The following is a 17,982-nucleotide window of genomic DNA, read 5'->3' on the forward strand; positions in this document are numbered from 1 at the left end:
CATGGCTACCTTCCTCTACCGGCTCGGCCGGTTCGCTTTCCGCCGGCGTCGGCTGGTCGTGCTGGTATGGCTCGGACTACTGGCCACAGGCATCGCCGGCGCGGCCACGCTCTCCGGCCCGACATCGGACGCGTTCTCGATCCCGGGGACCGAGTCGCAGCGCGCGGCCGACCTGCTCGGGCAGCGGTTCCCGCAGGCCGGCGCGGACTCGGGGACGGCCCGAATCGTCTTCCAGGCCCCGGAAGGCCAGAAGCTCACCGATACGGCCAGCGCCGCGCAGGTCCGCCAGACCCTGGACCGGATCACCGACGCGCCGCAGGTGGCCAGAGTCCTGGATCCCTTCACCGCCAGGGCGATCTCGGCCGACGGCCGCACCGGCTACGCCCAGGTGACGTACGACGTCCGCGCCCAGGAAGTCACACCCGAGGCGCAGGAGGCGGTGGCCGCGGCGGTCGAACCGGCGCGAGCGGCCGGCCTCACGGTCGAGTACGGCGGCGACGCGATGCAGGCGCAGGACGAACAGAGCCTGACCGAGGTGATCGGTCTCGGCGTGGCCGCGGTCGTCCTGCTGATCACGTTCGGCTCGCTGATCGCCGCCGGCCTGCCGTTGCTGTCGGCAATCATCGGGATCGGGATCGGGGTCACCGCGATCACCGCCGCGACCGGGTTCATCGACATCGGGTCCGGGACGCCGATTCTGGCCCTGATGATCGGGCTCGCGGTGTCGATCGACTATGCGCTGTTCATCATGTCGCGTTACCGGCACGAGCTGAGTACCGGCCTGGAACCGCAGGAGGCGGTCGGGCGCGCGGTCGGCACCGCCGGGTCAGCGGTGGTGTTCGCAGGACTGACCGTGGTGATCGCGCTGGCCGGGTTGTTCGTCGTCGACATCCCGTTCCTCACCCAGATGGGGCTCGCGGCCGCGTTCACCGTCGTACTGGCCGTCGCGATCGCCCTCACGCTGCTGCCCGCGCTGCTGGGTTTCGCCGGGCGGCGGGTTCTCGGCGGGCGGGTCCCGGGGCTGCGGGCCGGTGACCCCGAGGCGGCCGGGCGGATGTCGGCCGGGCGGCGGTGGGGGCGGTTCGTCACCCGCCGGCCGGTGGCGGTGCTGCTGGTGACGGTGATCGGCCTCGGTGCGCTGGCGATTCCGGCGACGGACCTCGAACTCGGGCTGCCCGACGACAGCACCGCGGCTCCGGACTCCACGCAGCGCAAGGCGTACGACCTGCTGTCCGAGGGTTTCGGACCCGGGTTCAACGGTCCGCTGATCGTCGTCGTCGACGCCGCTGGATCAGCCGATCCGCAGACGGCGGCCGCCGCCACGGCCACCGCCGTACGCGCGCTGCCTGACGTGACGATGGTGACCCCGCCGACGTTCAACCCAGCCGGGGATACGGCAATGCTGACGGTCATCCCTGCGAGCGGGCCTGGTACGACGCAGACGCGCGACCTGGTCCACGCGATCCGCGCGTTGCCCGGGAACGACAGCGCCGAGGTGGCTGTCACGGGCGCCACCGCGATCGGCATCGACGTGTCCGACAAGCTCAGCGACGCACTGGTGCCGTACCTGTCGCTGGTGGTCGGACTTGCGTTCCTGCTGCTGATGCTGGTGTTCCGGTCGCTGCTGGTGCCACTGAAGGCGACCCTCGGTTTCCTGCTCACCGTCGCGGCGACGTTCGGTGCGGTGGTCGCGGTGTTCCAGTGGGGCTGGCTGGCCGGGCTGTTCGGTATCGAGGGCCAGACCGGGCCGGTGATCAGCATGCTGCCGATCTTCCTGGTCGGCGTCGTCTTCGGCCTTGCGATGGACTACCAGATCTTCCTGGTCACCCGGATGCGGGAGGAACATGTCCACGGCGCCGAACCCCGCACGGCGGTCGTCGACGGCTTCGCCCACGGCGCCCGCGTCGTCACCGCGGCCGCGGTCATCATGACGGCGGTCTTCGCCGGCTTCATCCTGTCCAGCGAGACCCTGATCCGGGAGATGGGTTTCGGCCTCGCTCTCGCGGTCGCCATCGACGCGTTCGTCGTCCGCATGACGATCGTCCCGGCGGTCATGGCGCTCCTCGGCCGCACCGCCTGGTACCTCCCGGGGTGGCTCAACCGCCTGCTTCCGAACGTGGACGTCGAAGGTGAATCCCTGCGCCGCGACGTCCCGCCCGCACCCGACCGCGAGCTCGAGTCGGCCGGCACCGGCCAACGCTAGCGGGTTGCGAGGCGCCGGAGGGCGGTGGCGTAACGGCGGGCGGCCTGGTACTGCGCTTTGCGCGTGACCGGGCCGCCCAGGCGGGTGTACCAGGTGGCGGCGCGGCTGTAGGCGCGGATGGTGAAGTAAATGCCGTCCGGTTCGCGGGTGACGACGAAGGACTCCTCGCCGGACGCGGGGTGGCCTTGGAGGGTTCCGTACGCGAAGCCGATGCGGTCCGGTTCGTCGACCGTCCAGACGACGCGACACGGGACCGGCAGGCCGAGCATGCCCACTGGGCTGACGGTGCGGAGGCGGCCGACCAGCATGCCGGCGCCGAGGCGACCGAGGCTGTTCGTGCCGATGGTCGCCGGGCTGTCGGTCGCGGTCGTCGGCAGGCCGGCGGTGCGGTGCATGCGCCAGTGGAGCAGCGCCTCGCCGGCCCGCCGGAACACCTCGTCGCCCTCGCCGATCCGGGTCTTGTACTCCATCCGGTGATAGCCCGGCGGCGTCTCGTCGTACCGGGTGGAACCGACCGCGTCGTACGTGAACCGCAGGCCCGCCAGGTCCTCGAGCTTCATCCGGATCCTTCCGCCGTACCGAGTCGTCGCCAGGCCAGCAACCCGCACAACGCGAAGCCGACCGCGTTCGCCAGCCCATGGGTGGCGACCATCCACTCCAACGGTAGATAGGGCGTCGCCACCACGTGCCCCAAGGCCCAGCTCAACGCCAGGAGCATGGTCACGACGAGGACCCCTGCGGAGACGGTGAGCAGTACCGCGGTCGCGCGGTCGGCGTGCCGTGATCGGCGCCAGAGGTTCCATCCGACCAGCCACATCCCGGCGGTCAGTACGGCGGCACCGGCGAGCTCGACCGGGTCGCCGAGGAAGAAGCCGAGCAGGACGATTCCGGTGCCGAGCGGGACACTGATCGCCGCGGCATCACCGGCGACCGTCCGCGGCCCGGCGACCAGGAAGGCGATCAGCGCGGCCGCGAAGCCGGCGAAGTGGAAGTGCGCGACGGTGAGCGAGAGAACGGTCAGGCTGAAACCGAACAGTTCGTACGACGATCGTTCGGCGACCAACGCCAGTCCGGCGATCGACGGGGTCGCGAGCGCGGTGTAGAGCGCGATCTCCGGCGGGCGCAATCGCTGGTGGCGGAGGAAATCTCGCGCCGCCAACCCGACCAGAACGACCGTCCCGGCCAGGTAGACCGAGGCCAGAACGATCGATACCGGTCCGCGGGGAAGCCAGAGCGAGACCGCACCGGGCACGGCGAAGATGAACCACCACCGGACGTCCCCGAACCGCAGCAGGGTGAGCCCGAGCGGCACGACAACCAGCATGCCCAGGCTCACCACCGCATGGACGAGAGCGATCAACTGCTCTTCAGACTGCTCGTGTTGTCTTCCTTGAGGGCCTTGAACAGCGCCAGGGCCTTCGTGCGGTCCCAGCGGACGCCGACGCCGTCTTGCGCCGTCCGGTAGCTCTCGTCACCGATCGGGACGGTCAGGGTGACGCCCCCACTGCCCGAGATCGCCCGCATCCCGAGCACGAACTTGCCGAAGTCGAACAGCCCCATGTCCCTGTCCACGGTCAGTGCGTCGACCCCCTTGGTGGAGAGGTTGTAGTAGCGCACCGGGTTGAGGAACGTGGACGGGGAGGCTGCCTTCTTCGCCACCGCGCCGACCATCTCGCGCTGCCGCTGGACCCGGCCGAAGTCGTTCTGGCCGTCCGCCTTCCGCGACCGGACGTAGCCGAGCGCGTTGACACCGTCGAGTTCCTGGCAGCCGGCCGGCAGGTCGATGTGCGCGTCGTCGTCCTTCATTGCCTTCGGCAAACACATGTCGATACCGCCGACGCTGTCGATGATCGAGGCGAAGCCGCCGAAGCCGACCTCGACGTAATGGTCGATCCGCAGCCCGGTCGCACCCTCGATGGTCTGGATCAGCAGCGCCGGGTTGCCCTTGCCGATCGCGAACGCCGCGTTGATCTTCCGCTTGTTCCCCTGACCCGGGACGTCGACCACGCTGTCGCGCGGGATGCTCAGCAGGACCGTCGGCCCGGACTCCGGGACGTGCATCAGCATGATCGAGTCGGTCCGGGCGCCGGCCTCGCCGCCGGTGTGCAACCTGGCCCGCTCGGTCCGGCTGAGGTCGTCCCGGCTGTCCGAGCCGACCATCAGGTACGTCGTACCCGGCGTTTCAGCCGGCCGGTCGCCGGTCGGCATCGCGTCGATCTTGTCGATCCGGCTCCAGGCGTACAGCGGAACCGCGACCAGCATGAGGACGAACAGCAGGACGATCAGTCCGACCGTGCGGAGGAACCAGTGCCGCCTCTTCCTCGGCGGGGCCGGCGGCCGGTTCACGAAGCGCTGGTCGATGGGCTGCGGTTGACTCATACCCACGACCGTATCGGGGTCCGCCGCTCGCGACGTCACCCCACTGAACGGTCCTACCGGTCGGAAAGTCGCCCCCGCATCCTCCAGAAGGAGGAAATCCACCCCAAAACCGAACCAGACCGCCGAAACCCGCGCCGATCAGCCTCGGAGTGACCGGAATGCGGTTGCTTCTCGCTAACGACAATCATTTCGGTTAAGGTGCTGACGATCGACCGGACGGCGGCTGAGGTGCCGCCCGGCGGGACGAAAGCTGAGGAGAGCCGTGAATCGCAACGAGCTGATCGCCGGCGTGGCGCAGAAGGCGGGCATTCCGCGGAACCAGGCCGAAAAGGTCCTCGACGCGCTGGGCGACGTCGTCACCGAGGCCGTGCACAAGGGCGACAAGGTCTCGCTGACCGGTCTGCTGAGCATCGAGCGGGTGATGCGCGCGCCGCGCACCGGCCGCAACCCGCAGACCGGTGAGCCGCTCACGATCCCGGCCGGTTACTCCGTCCGCCTGTCCTGCGGCAGCCGCCTGAAGGCTGCCGCTCGCGGAGACCTCCGCACGATCTCCTGATCACCGCCGTACTGCTGTCACCCAGTACGGCGTGGTGGGTGTCGGTGTGGTCGAGAACCGGGCATTCGGCAGGTAGAGCCGCTTGCCGAAGGCTGCAACGGTCGTCGGTACGTCGAAGTCCGGGCTGGTGATCTCACGGACCAGTGAGCCTCTCGTGCCGGCGCGGTCGAGCTTCACCACTGCCACCTTGTTCAGCTGGTTCTGGACGACGTACAGCGTCCGGCCGATCGTCAGCAGGCCGTCGCCGTTCGTCATCGGCGCAGCGAGGTCGACCTGCCTCGTGACGCCGGTCCGCGGGTTCACCCGGAACAGCAGCCCGGTCGACGACTGCACGATGATCAGCGCCCGGCGATCCGGCGTCAGTGTGATGCCGTTGGCGTTGAACCCGGCCTGGTGCTCGTAATGCCCGGTCAACGGGATCGTGCGTACGGCGGACTGGCCGAGCAGCTTGCCGTGGCGGCCGAACGGCACCTTGTAGATGACTGGCCGCTGCGAGTCGGTGAACCAGGCCGCCCTCCTGGACAGGACCACGTCGTTGACGAACGTCGGCTGCCCCGCAGGAGCCAGTTGGTACGTCGCCAGGATCTTGCCGGTCCGGGTGTCGACCACACGGGCGTTCCCGGCGGGTCCGCCCGCGACGAACAGCCGGCCGCGGCGATCCACTTTCAACCCGACCGACGGCGTATTGGGCCCCTGGCTGATCACCTTGCCCTTGCCGGTGCGCAGGCTGGCGGCGTAGATGTCGCCGTCCGCGAGCGAGCCGAAGTACGCCGTACCTCCCCTGATGGCGATGCCCTCGGGCCGGAACCCGTTCGGCAGTTCGATCCGGGTCGGGAAGGCCCGTTTCGTGCCGGTGTCCGATGTGGTTGCGGCCGAAGCCGGCGTACTGACCAGTCCCAGGATCAGGGCGGACAGGCCGAGTGTGACCCCCAGTCGGCGTACGAGACGTGACATGAGCAGGTTCCTCCCCGGTGTGCGCCGTGGAGTCGGCTCTGTGTGCCCCCGAACGGCCGACGTACGGCTCGTTGTGCCTTCACCGTAGGACAACGAGCCGCGCGCCGGAACGGTTCAGCGTGGGACGGCGGTGACCCAGTACGGCGTGTCCGGAGTGGGTGGGGTGGTGAAGCGGGCGTTCGGCAGGTAGAGGCGGGACCCGAAGGCAGCCGCGGTGGTCGGTACGTCGAAGTCCGGGCTGGTGATCTCGCGGACCAGGTGGCCTTCGGTGCCGGACGGGTCGAGTTCGAGTACGGCGACCTTGTTCAGGCGGTTCTGGACGACGTACAGCGTGGTTCCGATGACCAGCAGGCCGTCGCCGTTCGTCATCACGAGGTCGCCGATGTCGATCCGCCGCGTCACGCCGGTGTCCGGGTCGACCCGGAACAGGAAGCCGGTCGACGACTGGACGATGATCAGGGCCTTGCCGTCCGGGGTGAGTGCGATGCCGTTGGCGTTGTTGACGTCCGGGACGTGCCGGTAGTCGCCGCTGTACGGGATGATCTGGACCGCGGACTGCGGCGGCAGGTCGCCGTGGGGGCCGAGCGGCACCTTGTAGAAGACCGGCTTGCGCGAGTCGGTGAACCAGGCCGCGTCCTTGCTCACGATCACGTCGTTCACGAACGTCGGGGCGGTGGCGAAGGTGTAACTGGCCAGCAGCTCGTGCGTCCGGGTGTCGATCACCCGCGCGTCGCCACCGGCCGCACCGGCGACGAACAGGCGGCCGAACCGGTCCACCTTCATACCGAGCGAACCGGTCCCCGGTCCCCTGACGATCCGCTCGCCGGCCCCGGTCTTCAGGTCGGCGGCGTAGATGTCGCCGTTCAGCCGGGAACCGAAGTACGCCGTACCGCGGTAGATCGCGATCCCTTCGGGCTGGAAGCCGTTCGGCAGCTCGATCCGGGTGCGGAAACTCGTGGTCTGTGCGGAGGCCGAAGTGCTGACGAGGCCGAGCATCAGCGCGGGAACGCTGAGTACGGCGGTGAGCCGTCGGACGAGGCGTGGCATGGGCGGGGTCCCTCCTGATCCGGTGTTTTTACCCGGATCAACGGCACGGGCCTGTGGATGGTTCACCGCGGCCGTCGGGCGTACCGGGTACTGTCGCTGACAGCAACATCACGCGCTGAAGAAAGCCGTCAGGAAGCAAGGGGCAGGGATGACAGCAGGGATCGACATTTCGGGTCTGTCCGACACCGTGCGGCCGCAGGACGACCTGTACCGACACGCGAACGGGCCGTGGCTGGAACAGCACGAGATCCCGGCGGACAAGGCCATCTACGGCGCGTTCCACGCGCTGTCGGACACGGCCGAGCAGGACGTCCGCGCCATCGTCGAGAAGACCGTCGCCGCCGGTCATCCGGAGGGCAGCGAGGCGCGCAAGGTCGCCGATCTGTACAGCAGCTTCATGGACGAGGAGACGATCGAGCGACGGGGCGCCGAGCCGATCGCCGACCAGCTCGCCCTGGTCCGCGGCATCGCCGACACCGGCGACCTGGTCGCCGCCCTCGGCACGCTCGAGCTGCAGGGCGTCTCCGGTGTCTTCCACACCTGGATCGACGCCGACGCGAAGAAGTCCGACGAATACATCGTGTACTTCATGCAGGGCGGGATCAGCCTGCCCGACGAGTCCTACTACCGCGAGGACTCCTTCGCCGCGATCCGTACGGCGTTCGTCGGCCACGTCGGCCGGATGCTGGAGCTGGCCGGCCTGCCCGATCCGGCCGGGGCCGCCGAACGGATCATGGAGCTGGAGACCCGGATCGCGGCCGGCCACTGGGACCGGGTCAAGGACCGCGACGTCACGCTGACCTACAACAAGCTGGACCGGGCCGGGCTCGACGAGCTGACGCCGGGCTTCGACTGGTCACGCTGGCTGGAGGGCGCCGGCGTACCGGCGTCGGCGATCGAGCAGGTCGTCGTCCGCGAGCCCGACTTCTTCACCGCGGCCGCCGGGGCACTGCGCGACGTCGAGCTCGACCGGTGGAAGGAGTGGCTGAGCTGGCGGATCGTGCACGACGCGGCGCCGCTGCTGAGCAAGGCCTTCGTGGACGAGAACTTCGCCTTCTACGGCAAGACGCTGACCGGTGCGCCCGAGCTGCGCGAGCGCTGGAAGCGCGGTGTCGGCGTGGTCGAGTCGGCGCTGGGTGAGGCGCTCGGCAAGCTGTACGTGGCCGAGCACTTCCCGCCGGCCGCGAAGGCCCGGATGGTCGAGCTGGTCGCGAACCTGGTCGAGGCGTACCGGCAGCGGATCGAGAAGCTCGACTGGATGGGACCCGAGACCCGGCAGCGCGCCCTGGACAAGCTCGGCACCTTCCTGCCGAAGATCGGGTACCCGGACAAGTGGAAGGACTACAGCGCGCTCGAGATCGACCCGTCCGACCTGGTCGGCAACGTGCGCCGGTCGGTCGCGGTGGAGACCGCCCGCGAGCTGGCGAAGCTCGGGAAGCCGGTGGACCGGACCGAGTGGAAGATGACACCGCAGACGGTCAACGCGTACTACAACCCGCGGATGAACGAGATCGTCTTCCCGGCCGGCATCCTGCAGCCGCCGTTCTTCGACCTGGACGCCGACGACGCGGTCAACTACGGCGCGATCGGTGCGGTGATCGGGCACGAGATCGGCCACGGGTTCGACGACCAGGGCTCCCGGTACGACGGCGACGGCAACATCAACGACTGGTGGACCGACGAGGACCGGGCCGCCTTCGAGGAGCGCACCGCCAAGCTGGTCGCGCAGTACGAGGTGCTGGAGCCGGCCGAGACACCAGGGCAGCATGTGAACGGCAAGCTCACCCTGGGCGAGAACATCGGCGACCTGGGCGGGCTGTCGATCGCGTACGTCGCCTACCAGCTGTCACTGAACGGCGCCGAGCCGCCGGTGATCGACGGACTGACCGGCAGCCAGCGCTTCTTCCTCTCGTGGGCCAACGCCTGGTCCACCAAGACCCGCCCCGAGGAGGCAGCCCGCCGCCTGGCGATCGACCCGCACTCGCCACCGGAGTTCCGCTGCAACGCAGTCGTCAAGAACATCGACGCATTCCACGAAACCTTCGGAATCACCGAATCCGACGGCATGTGGCTGGCGCCGGAAGACCGCGTCCGCATCTGGTGAACATGACAGCGGGGGCGCACGATCTGTGCGCCCCCGCTGCCTTCTGAGTGTTTACGAAGCCATCCAGTTCTGGAGGGCTTCTACGTCGCGGGGCATGGCGGCGGAGAGGTTTTCGGCGCCGTTCTCGGTGATGAGGATGTCGTCCTCGATCCGGATGCCGATTCCGCGCAGGTCCTCCGGCACGGTCAGGTCGTCGGCCTGGAAGTACAGCCCCGGCTCGACCGTCAGCACGTAACCGGTCTGCAGGTCACCCTTGCGGTACTTCTCCTCACGGGCGGCCGAACAGTCGTGTACGTCGAGGCCCAGCATGTGGCTGACACCGTGCAGGGTGTAGCGCTGGTAGAGCATGCTCTCCGGGTCGAGCGCCTCCTCGGCCGACACCGGCAGCAGCTCCATCGCGTCGAGCCCCCGCACGATGACCTCCATCGCCGCCTCGTGCGCGGTCCGGAAGGTGACACCCGGCCGGAGCGCATCGATCCCGGCGTTCTGCGCGTCGAGGACCAGCTGGTACAGGTCGCGCTGGCGCGGGGTGAACTCGCCGTTGACCGGCAGCGTGCGAGTGATGTCCGCGGTGTAGAGGTGGCGGTTCTCCACCCCCATGTCCAGCAGCATCAGCGTGCCGTCGACGACCGGCCCGTCGTTCTCGATCCAGTGCAGCGTGGTCGCGTGCGGTCCGGCCGCGGCGATCGAGGTGTACCCGACGTCGTTCCCCTCGGCCCGGGCCCGGCGCCAGAAGGTGCCCTCGATCCAGCGTTCGCCGTACTCGCGGACCTTGTCCATCTCGGCGAGGACGTCGGAGAACCCGCGGTGGGTGATCGCGACCGCGTTGCGCAACTGCTCGATCTCGAACGGGTCCTTGACCAGCCGGAGCTCGGACAGCGTCGCGGCCAGCTCCCGGTCCCGGTCGGTGTCCGTCTTCGCGCCGCTCAGCAGGGTCGCGATCGGCGTGTGCTCACCCCGCCGTACCCGGGTCGGCACGTCGCCCTTGAGCGCGTCGGCGAGCCGCTCGACGTGCCGGGTCTCGATGCCGAACTCCTTCGCGGTCTCGGTCAGCGACGGACGACGGCCGGCCCAGAGCTCGCCGTACATCCGGTCGCGCCAGAACTCCTCGCCCTCGCTGCGGTCTGCGCGCGGGCGGAAGTACAGGACCGAGTCGTGGCCGCTGGTGCCGTTCGGCTCCAGCACCAGGACCGCGTCGGAGGTCTGGTTGCCGGTCAGCCAGACGTAGTCGGTGTGCGGGCGGAAGACGTAGTCGGTGTCGTTCGACCGGACCTTGTACGTACCGGCCGGGATGACGAGGCGCTCGCCGGGGAACGCCTGCGACAGCGCGTCCCGCCGCTTGGCCGCCCACACCCCGACGTCGCTGAGCCTCACGTCCTGCCGCTCGGAGTCGGCCCAGCCGGAGTTCATGAACGCCCGCAGCTTCGGGTTCGGCTCGTTGTCGTGCGAGGCGGTCTTCGGCGCGGCCGCGGTCTCGCCGGCCGACGCCGTGGTCTCGCCGGCCGACGCCGTGGTCTCGCCGGCCGACGCCGTGGTCTCGCCGGCCGACGCCGTCTGGCCGGCCGCTGAGCCGGTGGCAGGTTCGTTCGCCGCGGTGGCGGTCTCCGGGGCGGTCTTCTCGGCTGCGGTGGTCTCGGTCGTGTCGGTCATCGTCGACCAGTCCTCATCTCGGCGCGGGGTCAGCGTGTACTTCGTCGCCGCGGAGCGTGCCGCTGTCGGGCAGCGCCTCGGCGGGGTCGGAGCCGATGCGGGTGATCGCATTGTGCTCGTCCACGAAGACTACGCTCGGCTCGAACACCTTCGCCTCCGCGGTGTCGAACATCCCGTAGGCGATCAGGATGACCAGATCGCCCGGGTGGATCAGGTGTGCCGCCGCCCCGTTGATCCCGACCACCCCGGACCCGCGCGGCCCTTCGATCAGGTACGTCGACAGCCGGTTGCCGTTGGTGATGTCGACGATGTCCACCTTCTCGCCGGGCAGCAGATCGGCCGCCTCCATCAGCTCGGCGTCCAGCGTGCAGGACCCGACATAGTCCAGATCCGCCTGCGTCACCGTCGCCCGGTGCACCTTCGACTTCATCATCTCGCGCCACATGCGCGCCATGATCCAGCCCATCCCCACCCCTGTCAGTAACCACCATCACCCAACCGGTTCAGCCCCTGACCAGACCACGCAAAGGCCCCGCAAGCTCATACCTTGCGGGGCCGGGACCTTCCTACCAGGAGGAGCAACCCCGGCAAGTGACCAACACGCCAACAAAACAAGACCATCCGCCGGCCCACGCTCGGTGTGTCACAGATCACCGACCACCTCACGGTTGCAGTTGTGGAGCAACGCACGGAGCTGCCGATGAGCGGAGAGCTGAAGTAGTTGGCCGGCCCCGACGTCATGCGGCTCGTTCGAACCAGTCGAGCGAGAGGTCGGCGACAGCGGCGGGGGCGTCGTCGGTGATGAAATGTGCTGCGTCGTCGACGTAGGCGAACTCGACGCGATCGGCGTACCGCTCCGGATTGCGGCAGATGCGTTGGATGATCTCCTCGTTCCAGTAGCGGTCGAGGCGCCCGAAGACGAAGAGAGTGGGCACCGAGAGCCGGCAGCGGCGGTAAACGCCGCGGACCATGCGCATGCCCTCGGGCACAGCGATGCCGCGGGTGAGAGTGCGAACCGCCGCGTCGATCTCGGGTTGGCGCATCGGTGCGAGATGGGCCTCGATCGTTGTCGCTGCCATCGGGCGGGCGACGTACCTGTCGGAGAAGACGCCATGCATTGAGGCGCCCGGGCGGTGCCAGATGAACGAGGGAAGGTGCCGGAAGCCCGGCATGACCCTCGGACTCAACGTCATGAAGCCCGGCGGCACGGAGAGTTGCACTGCCGTTCGAACCCGCTCGGGGTGGTCGTAGGTCAACTGCATCGCGGTGATGGCGCCCAAGTCGTGGGAGAAGAGGTGGGCGCGCTCGATGTGGAGTACGTCGAAGAGCGCGAGCAGGTCGCGGAGCCGGGTCTCGCGTTCGACGCGCGGATCGTCGGCCACGGTCCAGCCGGCCCCGCGCAGGTCGGGGCAGATGGCGCGGTATCCGGCTGCGGCGATGACCGGAGCTACGGCGCGCCACTGCCACCAGTGCTGGGGAAATCCGTGCAACAACACGACCGGTTCGCCCTCGCCGATCGTGGCGAGGTGAGTGCGAAGGCCGGGCGTCTCGACGACTAGATGCTGGAAGCCGGAGGCCTCCGGCAGCGGGGGCGACCAGGCCGAGGGGTCGACGGAACGGGTGCTGCGGGGCTCGGGCGCGGGCATGGCGACCCCCTCCGTGCGATGAACTACTATTTTCATAGTAGACCTCTGGGAAGGGGGCGTCCATGCCGGCGGCCACCCGGGAGCGCGCACTCGAGGCGGCCGTGGAACTGCTCGGCGCGGAGGGCGTGCGCGCGCTGAGCCATGCGCGGGTCGATGAACGAGCAGGCCTCCCGCCCGGGTCGACCTCGAACTGGTTCCGCACCCGCCGGGCGCTGCTCGCCGGTGTGGTGGACTGGATCGCCGAGCGCGAGCGCGCAGATTTCGACCCGGCCGCGATGCCTACGATCACGGGACTCGACGGGCTGATCGAGGGCTTGTGCGCCATGGCCGAACTGCAGACGGGGCCGTTCGCCACGCGCACCCGCGCACGCTACGCCCTCTTCCTCGAACTCGCCGCCGACCCCGAGCTTGGCGAGCCGCTGCGGCGGCAGCGCCGCGAGTTCGAGCGGTGGACTGAGCGGATCGTGACCGCCGTCGGTATCGCCGACCCCGTGCCGGCGACCCGGGCCGTTATGGCGCTCGCCGACGGATTGCTCCTGCACCGGCTCACCGTCGACCCCGCCCTTGACCTGCGCCCCGCCATCGAACGCGCAGTGCGCGCCCTCGCAGAGTCTTGACCTCTGTGGCGGAAGCGTTGAGCGACACGCGAACGGCAGGTGACACCCGGGATGCGGTGACACCGTGGGTGCTGCGAAACTGTGGCGGGTGAGTCCCAAGACGTTGACGGATCTGGTGGCGCCGGACTGGGCCGAGGCGCTGGCGCCGGTCGAGGACACGGTCGCCAAGATGGGCGAGTTCCTGCGCGGGGAGATCGCGGCCGGGCGGGGGTATCTCCCGGCGGGTGAGAACGTACTGCGCGCTTTCCACCGGCCGCTGCAGCAGGTGAAGGTGCTGATCGTCGGCCAGGACCCGTACCCGACGCCGGGCCACCCGGTCGGCCTGAGCTTCTCGGTCGCGCCGGACGTCCGGCCGATCCCGCGCAGCCTGGCCAACATCTACCGCGAGTTGATGGCGGACGTCGGCGTACCGGCTCCGTCGAACGGCGACCTGACCCCGTGGGCGGACCAGGGCGTGCTGATGCTCAACAGGGTGCTCACAGTGCAGCCAGGCAAGTCGGGTGCGCACCGCGGCAAGGGCTGGGAAACCGTCACCGAGCAGGCGATCCACGCGCTGGTGAAGCGCGGCGGCCCGCTGGTCGCGATCCTGTGGGGCCGGGACGCCCAGACGCTCAAGCCGATGCTTGGCAGCACGCCGTACGTCGAGAGCGCACACCCGAGCCCGATGTCGGCCGACCGTGGTTTCTTCGGCTCCCGCCCGTTCAGTCGCGTCAACGCGCTGCTGGTCGAGCAGGGCGCCACCCCCGTCGACTGGCGCCTGCCGTAGTCGTCATGCTGCGGGTATGGCCCGCTATGTGATCGACGCACCGACCCTGCTCCATCTTGTGGACCGCGGTTTGCCGCTCGATCCCAGCCATCAGCTGGTCGCGCCGAACTCGATCCGCTCGGAAGCGCTCCAGCTGCTTCTGCGTGAGGTCCGCGCCGGCGCGCGCACCGAGAAGGAAGCCCTGAGCCGGCACGACCGCATGACCGCGGTGAAGATCCGCGCGCTCGGCGACCGCGTCTCGCGCCGCGTGTCCTGGCAGTTGGCGCGTGAGCATGACTGGGACACCCTGCGCGACGCCGAATACCTGGCCGTCACCAAGCTCCAGGCCGACGCTCTGGTCACCGTCGACCCCCGCCTGGGCGCCTTGGCCGCCGGCCTCGTCCCGGTGGCTCCGCTCAGAGACCTCCTCAAGCACTGAATCTGCACGCAGCGAGAGCGCCGCACGATTGCCCCTGAGCCGGCCGGACCGATTGACACCGTCGGGCGGTCCGCCGTACGGTCTTGCATCAATAGGAAACTTTCCTAACAGTTGACGCGCTACCGCGCGGCGACGCCACGGATGCTTCGGAGGGAGGCAGGGTTGTCCCATGGCCAAAACATCTGGGACCCCCGGAACACCCCGCCTGCTCCGCGCGATGAACGACCGCGCCGCCCTGGACCTGCTGCTCGCCCAGGGCCCGCTGTCCCGCACCACCCTCGGCAACCTCACCGGCCTGTCCAAACCGACCGCGTCGCAACTGCTCGCGCGGCTGGAGGCGGCGGGCCTGGTCCGGGCCAGCGGCACCACCGCCGGCCGGCCCGGCCCGAACGCCCAGCTGTACGAGATCAACGGCGGCATCGCGTACGTCGCCGGCCTCGACGTCACCCCGACGCGGATCCGCTCGGCCGTCGCGGACCTGACCGGCAAGGTCGTCGGCCGCTACGAGCTGCCCACGCCGGGCCGCAGCGCCAAGGGCACGGTCGAGCGGGTGATCAAGGCGATCGACGGCGCCGCCGGCGAGGCCGGGCTGACCCGCGGCCGGCTGCACCGTGTCTCGATCGGAACGCCGGGTGGTTTCGACCCGACCACCGGCCGGCTGCGGTACGCCACCCACCTGCCGGGCTGGCACTCCCCCCATCTGCTCGACGAACTGGCCGCGGCGATCGCGGTACCGCTCGAGGTCGAGAACGACGTCAACCTCGCGGCCATCGCCGAGCAGCGGCTCGGCCACGCCAAAGAGACCGAAAATTTCGTGCTGCTGTGGGGCGAGGAAGGTATCGGAGCGGCGGTCGTCATCAACGGTCAACTGCACCGCGGAGCCACCGGCGGCGCCGGCGAGGTCGCGTTCCTGCCACTTCCCGGTACGCCGCTCGTCCGCAACGTCAGCCGTAACAACGCCGGCGGCTTCCAGGAGCTGGCCGGTGCCGAGCCGGTCCTCCGCCTGGCCCGCGAGCACGGCCTCAAGGCCCGTACGGCGGAAGCCGCCGTCGCGGCCGCGTTGCACACCGAGGGGGCCGGCGACGCCGTACTGAACGAGTTCGCCCACCGGCTCGCCGTCGGCCTGGCCGCGATCGTCGCGGTCGTCGACCCCGAGCTGATCGTGCTCGCGGGCGGCGTCATCACCGCCGGAGGCGAGCGGTTGCGCGGCCTCGTCCAGGAGGAGCTGGCCGAGCTCGCCGTACCGCGGCCGCGGCTGCTGATGACCGCCATCCACGAGGACCCGGTTCTCGCCGGCGCGCTGCAGTCCGCCCTGACCACCACCCGAGACGAAGTCTTCGACACCGCAGGTCCACCTCTTCCCTAGGAGTCCGGATGCAACGCTTCCACCGCGCCGTACTGGTCACCGCGGCCGTCGCACTGCTCGCGACCGCCTGCACCGGTACGTCGACCGCACCGCAGGCGAGCGACGACGTCACCGAGGACGTCACCATCACCTTCTGGCACGGCTGGAGCGCGCCCGGCGAGGTGGCCGCGATCAACGCCAACGTCACGGCGTTCGAGGCGAAGCATCCGAACATCCACGTGAAGGCAGTCGGCAACATCAACGACGACAAGATCAAGCAGGCGCTGCGGGCCGGCGGGCCGAGCGCGCCGGACGTGGTGTCGTCGTTCACCACCGACAACGTCGGCACGTTCTGCGCGTCGAACGTGTTCGTGGACCTCGAGCCGTTCCTGGACAAGTCCGGAATCGACCTGGACAAGACGTTCCCGAAGGCGCTGCAGGACTACACCCAGTTCGAGGGTAAGCGGTGCACGCTGCCGCTGCTGAACGACGCGTACGGCCTGTACTACAACAAGGACGCGTTCAAGACCGCCGGGATCACCGCGCCGCCGAGGACGCTGTCCGAGTTCGACGCGGTCGCGAAGAAGCTGACCAGGCCGAAGGGCGACACCTATTCCCAGCTCGGCTTCATGCCGAACTTCCACGGCTACGAGTCGACCACCACGCACTTCGCCGCGCAGTGGAATCCGACGTACTTCACCCCGGACGGCAAGTCGAACCTGGCCGCGGACCCGGCGTTCGCGAGCATGCTGAAGTGGCAGAAGAACCTGGTCGACTCGCTCGGCGGCTACGCCAAGCTGGAGAAGTACCGGGCCACCTTCGGCGACGAGTGGGGCGCGAAGAATCCGTTCCACACCGGCCAGGTCGCGATGGCGATCGACGGTGAGTGGCGGCTGGGGATGGCACGTGAGGCCGGCGTGAAGTTCGACATCGGGGTCGCGCCGTTCCCGGTGCCCGACGACCAGGCCGACACCTACGGCAAGGGCTACCTGTCCGGCACCATCATCGGCATCGCGAGCACCAGCCAGAAGCAGAACGCCGCCTGGGAGCTGGTCGAGTACATGACCACCGACACCGATGCCGTGGTCAACTTCGCCAACGCGATCCACAACGTGCCGTCCACCCTGGAGGCGCTGAAGTCGCCCAAGCTGGACGCCGACCCGGCCTTCCGCACCTTCCTCGACATCGCCCGGCACCCGAAGAGCAACACACCGCCGGCCAGTCCGAACGGCGGTGCCTACCAACTGAGCCTGCAGGACCTCGGCTACGCCTACGAGTCCGGCAAGATCACAGACCTGGCCGCCGGGCTGGCCAAGACCGATCAGCAGATCGACAAGGACCTGGCCCAGGTCCGATGAGCTCACCCGGACTGCGACAGGTTCGCCGCAGGGAAGCGGTCCGCAACGTCGCCTTCCTGTCCCCCTGGCTGATCGGCGTCAGCGTTTTCTTCCTCTACCCGCTGATCTCCACCGTCTACTTCAGCTTCATGCGGTACGACGGTTTCACGCCGCCCACCTGGACCGGTCTGAGGAACGGGCAGTACGTCTTCACCGACTACCCGTTCTTCTGGCCGGCCCTGCGGAACACGCTCTGGCTGGTCGTCGTCATGGTCACCCTGAGGGTGATCTTCGGGCTCGGCATCGGTCTGCTGATCACCAAGGTCAAGACCGGCGCCGGGTTCTTCCGGACCGCCTTCTACCTGCCCTACCTGGCGCCGCCGGTGGCCGCGACGATGGCGTTCGCGTTCCTGCTCAACCCGGGCACCGGGCCGGTGAACAGCATCCTCGGCGGCATCGGGCTGCCGCAGCCCGGCTGGTTCAACGACCCGGCCTGGTCCAAACCGGCGCTGACGATGCTCGCACTGTGGGGTATCGGCGACCTGATGGTGATCTTCATGGCGTCGCTGCTCGACGTACCGCAGGAGCAGTACGAGGCAGCGTCGCTGGACGGAGCGGGCCCCTGGCAACGGTTCCGGTACGTGACGCTGCCGAACATCTCGCCGATCGTGCTGTTCGCGGTCGTCACCGGCGTGATCCAGACGATGCAGTACTACACCCAGCCGCTCGTCGCCGGGAAGGTGGCGAGCGGGGTGATCGGTGGCTCCGGGCAACAGTTCGAGCCGGGCTACCCGGACAAGTCGACGCTGACGCTGCCGCAACTCGTGTACCACCTGGGCTTCCAGCGGTTCGACACCGGTGGAGCGGCGGTGATCGCGCTGGTGCTGTTCGCGCTGGCGATGGTGTTCACCGCGCTGCTCATGCGCCGCGGCAGCGGCTTCCTGGCGACCAACGACTGAG

General features: G+C 69.1%; 17 protein-coding genes. 9 read left to right on the forward strand and 8 right to left on the reverse strand.

What is annotated here, in order from left to right:
* Window position 1 precedes the first annotated feature (1 nt).
* Window positions 2-2,203: an MMPL family transporter gene (locus tag ACYVOK_RS29420; RefSeq protein ID WP_460665822.1), complete on the forward strand. Its 2,202-nt coding sequence runs from the start codon at window positions 2-4 to the stop codon at window positions 2,201-2,203.
* Here ACYVOK_RS29420 and ACYVOK_RS29425 read toward each other — a convergent pair.
* Genes ACYVOK_RS29425 through ACYVOK_RS29435 form a run of 3 tightly spaced genes read right to left on the reverse strand, consistent with a single transcriptional unit; the run spans window position 2,200 to window position 4,582 of the window.
* Entirely contained in the window at window positions 2,200-2,763 is a 564-nt protein-coding gene (locus tag ACYVOK_RS29425) for a DUF1990 family protein (protein WP_460665823.1), read from the reverse strand. The genes ACYVOK_RS29420 and ACYVOK_RS29425 overlap by 4 nt on opposite strands.
* The gene (locus ACYVOK_RS29430; protein WP_460665824.1) at window positions 2,760-3,563 is read right to left on the reverse strand and encodes a YndJ family protein; all 804 of its coding nucleotides are present in this window, start codon (window positions 3,561-3,563) and stop codon (window positions 2,760-2,762) included. Before ACYVOK_RS29430 ends, ACYVOK_RS29425 begins: the two co-directional genes overlap by 4 nt.
* Entirely contained in the window at window positions 3,560-4,582 is a 1,023-nt protein-coding gene (locus ACYVOK_RS29435) for an LCP family protein (protein WP_460665825.1), read from the reverse strand. Before ACYVOK_RS29435 ends, ACYVOK_RS29430 begins: the two co-directional genes overlap by 4 nt.
* Window positions 4,583-4,844: 262 nt before the next feature.
* On the opposite strand from ACYVOK_RS29435, the gene ACYVOK_RS29440 reads away from it, so the two are divergent.
* Window positions 4,845-5,138, forward strand: coding sequence for an HU family DNA-binding protein (locus ACYVOK_RS29440; protein WP_460665826.1), 294 nt, complete (start codon window positions 4,845-4,847; stop codon window positions 5,136-5,138).
* Here ACYVOK_RS29440 and ACYVOK_RS29445 read toward each other — a convergent pair whose 3' ends face one another.
* Entirely contained in the window at window positions 5,139-6,092 is a 954-nt protein-coding gene (locus tag ACYVOK_RS29445; RefSeq protein ID WP_460665827.1) for an SMP-30/gluconolactonase/LRE family protein, read from the reverse strand.
* Window positions 6,093-6,206: 114 nt separating this feature from the next.
* Complete coding sequence (locus ACYVOK_RS29450; protein ID WP_460665828.1) at window positions 6,207-7,139, reverse strand: SMP-30/gluconolactonase/LRE family protein; 933 nt, start codon at window positions 7,137-7,139, stop codon at window positions 6,207-6,209.
* A gap of 148 nt (window positions 7,140-7,287) precedes the next feature.
* Between ACYVOK_RS29450 and ACYVOK_RS29455 the strand changes: the two genes are divergently transcribed.
* Window positions 7,288-9,243, forward strand: a complete 1,956-nt coding sequence (locus tag ACYVOK_RS29455; protein ID WP_460665829.1) for a M13 family metallopeptidase — start codon at window positions 7,288-7,290, stop codon at window positions 9,241-9,243.
* Window positions 9,244-9,294: 51 nt separating this feature from the next.
* Here ACYVOK_RS29455 and ACYVOK_RS29460 read toward each other — a convergent pair whose 3' ends face one another.
* The 3 genes from ACYVOK_RS29460 to ACYVOK_RS29470 all read right to left on the reverse strand — a co-directional run bounded on the left by ACYVOK_RS29460 (window position 9,295) and on the right by ACYVOK_RS29470 (window position 12,539).
* Entirely contained in the window at window positions 9,295-10,893 is a 1,599-nt protein-coding gene (locus tag ACYVOK_RS29460) for an aminopeptidase P family protein (protein WP_460665830.1), read from the reverse strand.
* A 13-nt stretch (window positions 10,894-10,906) separates the two neighbouring features.
* Window positions 10,907-11,338, reverse strand: coding sequence for an aspartate 1-decarboxylase (gene panD, locus ACYVOK_RS29465; protein WP_460666341.1), 432 nt, complete (start codon window positions 11,336-11,338; stop codon window positions 10,907-10,909).
* A 292-nt stretch (window positions 11,339-11,630) separates the two neighbouring features.
* Window positions 11,631-12,539, reverse strand: coding sequence for an alpha/beta fold hydrolase (locus ACYVOK_RS29470; protein WP_460665831.1), 909 nt, complete (start codon window positions 12,537-12,539; stop codon window positions 11,631-11,633).
* A gap of 62 nt (window positions 12,540-12,601) precedes the next feature.
* On the opposite strand from ACYVOK_RS29470, the gene ACYVOK_RS29475 reads away from it, so the two are divergent.
* From ACYVOK_RS29475 to ACYVOK_RS29500, 6 genes are all read left to right on the forward strand, one after another.
* Window positions 12,602-13,156, forward strand: coding sequence for a TetR/AcrR family transcriptional regulator (locus tag ACYVOK_RS29475; protein WP_460665832.1), 555 nt, complete (start codon window positions 12,602-12,604; stop codon window positions 13,154-13,156).
* Window positions 13,157-13,244: 88 nt separating this feature from the next.
* On the forward strand, window positions 13,245-13,922 hold the full coding sequence (locus ACYVOK_RS29480) for a uracil-DNA glycosylase (RefSeq protein ID WP_460665833.1): 678 nt from the start codon (window positions 13,245-13,247) through the stop codon (window positions 13,920-13,922).
* A 16-nt stretch (window positions 13,923-13,938) separates the two neighbouring features.
* Window positions 13,939-14,340 carry a hypothetical protein gene (locus ACYVOK_RS29485; protein ID WP_460665834.1) on the forward strand — a complete coding sequence of 134 codons (402 nt, stop codon included), beginning with the start codon at window positions 13,939-13,941 and terminating at the stop codon, window positions 14,338-14,340.
* Window positions 14,341-14,509: 169 nt separating this feature from the next.
* The gene (locus tag ACYVOK_RS29490; protein WP_460665835.1) at window positions 14,510-15,706 is read left to right on the forward strand and encodes an ROK family transcriptional regulator; all 1,197 of its coding nucleotides are present in this window, start codon (window positions 14,510-14,512) and stop codon (window positions 15,704-15,706) included.
* A gap of 8 nt (window positions 15,707-15,714) precedes the next feature.
* The gene (locus tag ACYVOK_RS29495) at window positions 15,715-17,043 is read left to right on the forward strand and encodes an ABC transporter substrate-binding protein (RefSeq protein ID WP_460665836.1); all 1,329 of its coding nucleotides are present in this window, start codon (window positions 15,715-15,717) and stop codon (window positions 17,041-17,043) included.
* Entirely contained in the window at window positions 17,040-17,981 is a 942-nt protein-coding gene (locus ACYVOK_RS29500; RefSeq protein WP_460665837.1) for a carbohydrate ABC transporter permease, read from the forward strand. Before ACYVOK_RS29495 ends, ACYVOK_RS29500 begins: the two co-directional genes overlap by 4 nt.
* Window position 17,982 lies beyond the last annotated feature (1 nt).

The organism is Kribbella swartbergensis (assembly GCF_054784135.1).

Coding starts and splice junctions, on each gene's coding strand:
- ACYVOK_RS29420 (WP_460665822.1), top strand. CDS start 2: ATGGCTACCTTCCTCTACCGGCTCGGCCGGTTCGCTTTCCGCCGGCGT.
- ACYVOK_RS29425 (WP_460665823.1), bottom strand. CDS start 2,763: ATGAAGCTCGAGGACCTGGCGGGCCTGCGGTTCACGTACGACGCGGTC.
- ACYVOK_RS29435 (WP_460665825.1), bottom strand. CDS start 4,582: ATGAGTCAACCGCAGCCCATCGACCAGCGCTTCGTGAACCGGCCGCCG.
- ACYVOK_RS29445 (WP_460665827.1), bottom strand. CDS start 6,092: ATGTCACGTCTCGTACGCCGACTGGGGGTCACACTCGGCCTGTCCGCC.
- ACYVOK_RS29450 (WP_460665828.1), bottom strand. CDS start 7,139: ATGCCACGCCTCGTCCGACGGCTCACCGCCGTACTCAGCGTTCCCGCG.
- ACYVOK_RS29455 (WP_460665829.1), top strand. CDS start 7,288: ATGACAGCAGGGATCGACATTTCGGGTCTGTCCGACACCGTGCGGCCG.
- ACYVOK_RS29460 (WP_460665830.1), bottom strand. CDS start 10,893: ATGACCGACACGACCGAGACCACCGCAGCCGAGAAGACCGCCCCGGAG.
- panD (WP_460666341.1), bottom strand. CDS start 11,338: ATGTGGCGCGAGATGATGAAGTCGAAGGTGCACCGGGCGACGGTGACG.
- ACYVOK_RS29470 (WP_460665831.1), bottom strand. CDS start 12,539: ATGCCCGCGCCCGAGCCCCGCAGCACCCGTTCCGTCGACCCCTCGGCC.
- ACYVOK_RS29475 (WP_460665832.1), top strand. CDS start 12,602: ATGCCGGCGGCCACCCGGGAGCGCGCACTCGAGGCGGCCGTGGAACTG.
- ACYVOK_RS29485 (WP_460665834.1), top strand. CDS start 13,939: ATGGCCCGCTATGTGATCGACGCACCGACCCTGCTCCATCTTGTGGAC.
- ACYVOK_RS29490 (WP_460665835.1), top strand. CDS start 14,510: ATGGCCAAAACATCTGGGACCCCCGGAACACCCCGCCTGCTCCGCGCG.
- ACYVOK_RS29495 (WP_460665836.1), top strand. CDS start 15,715: ATGCAACGCTTCCACCGCGCCGTACTGGTCACCGCGGCCGTCGCACTG.
- ACYVOK_RS29500 (WP_460665837.1), top strand. CDS start 17,040: ATGAGCTCACCCGGACTGCGACAGGTTCGCCGCAGGGAAGCGGTCCGC.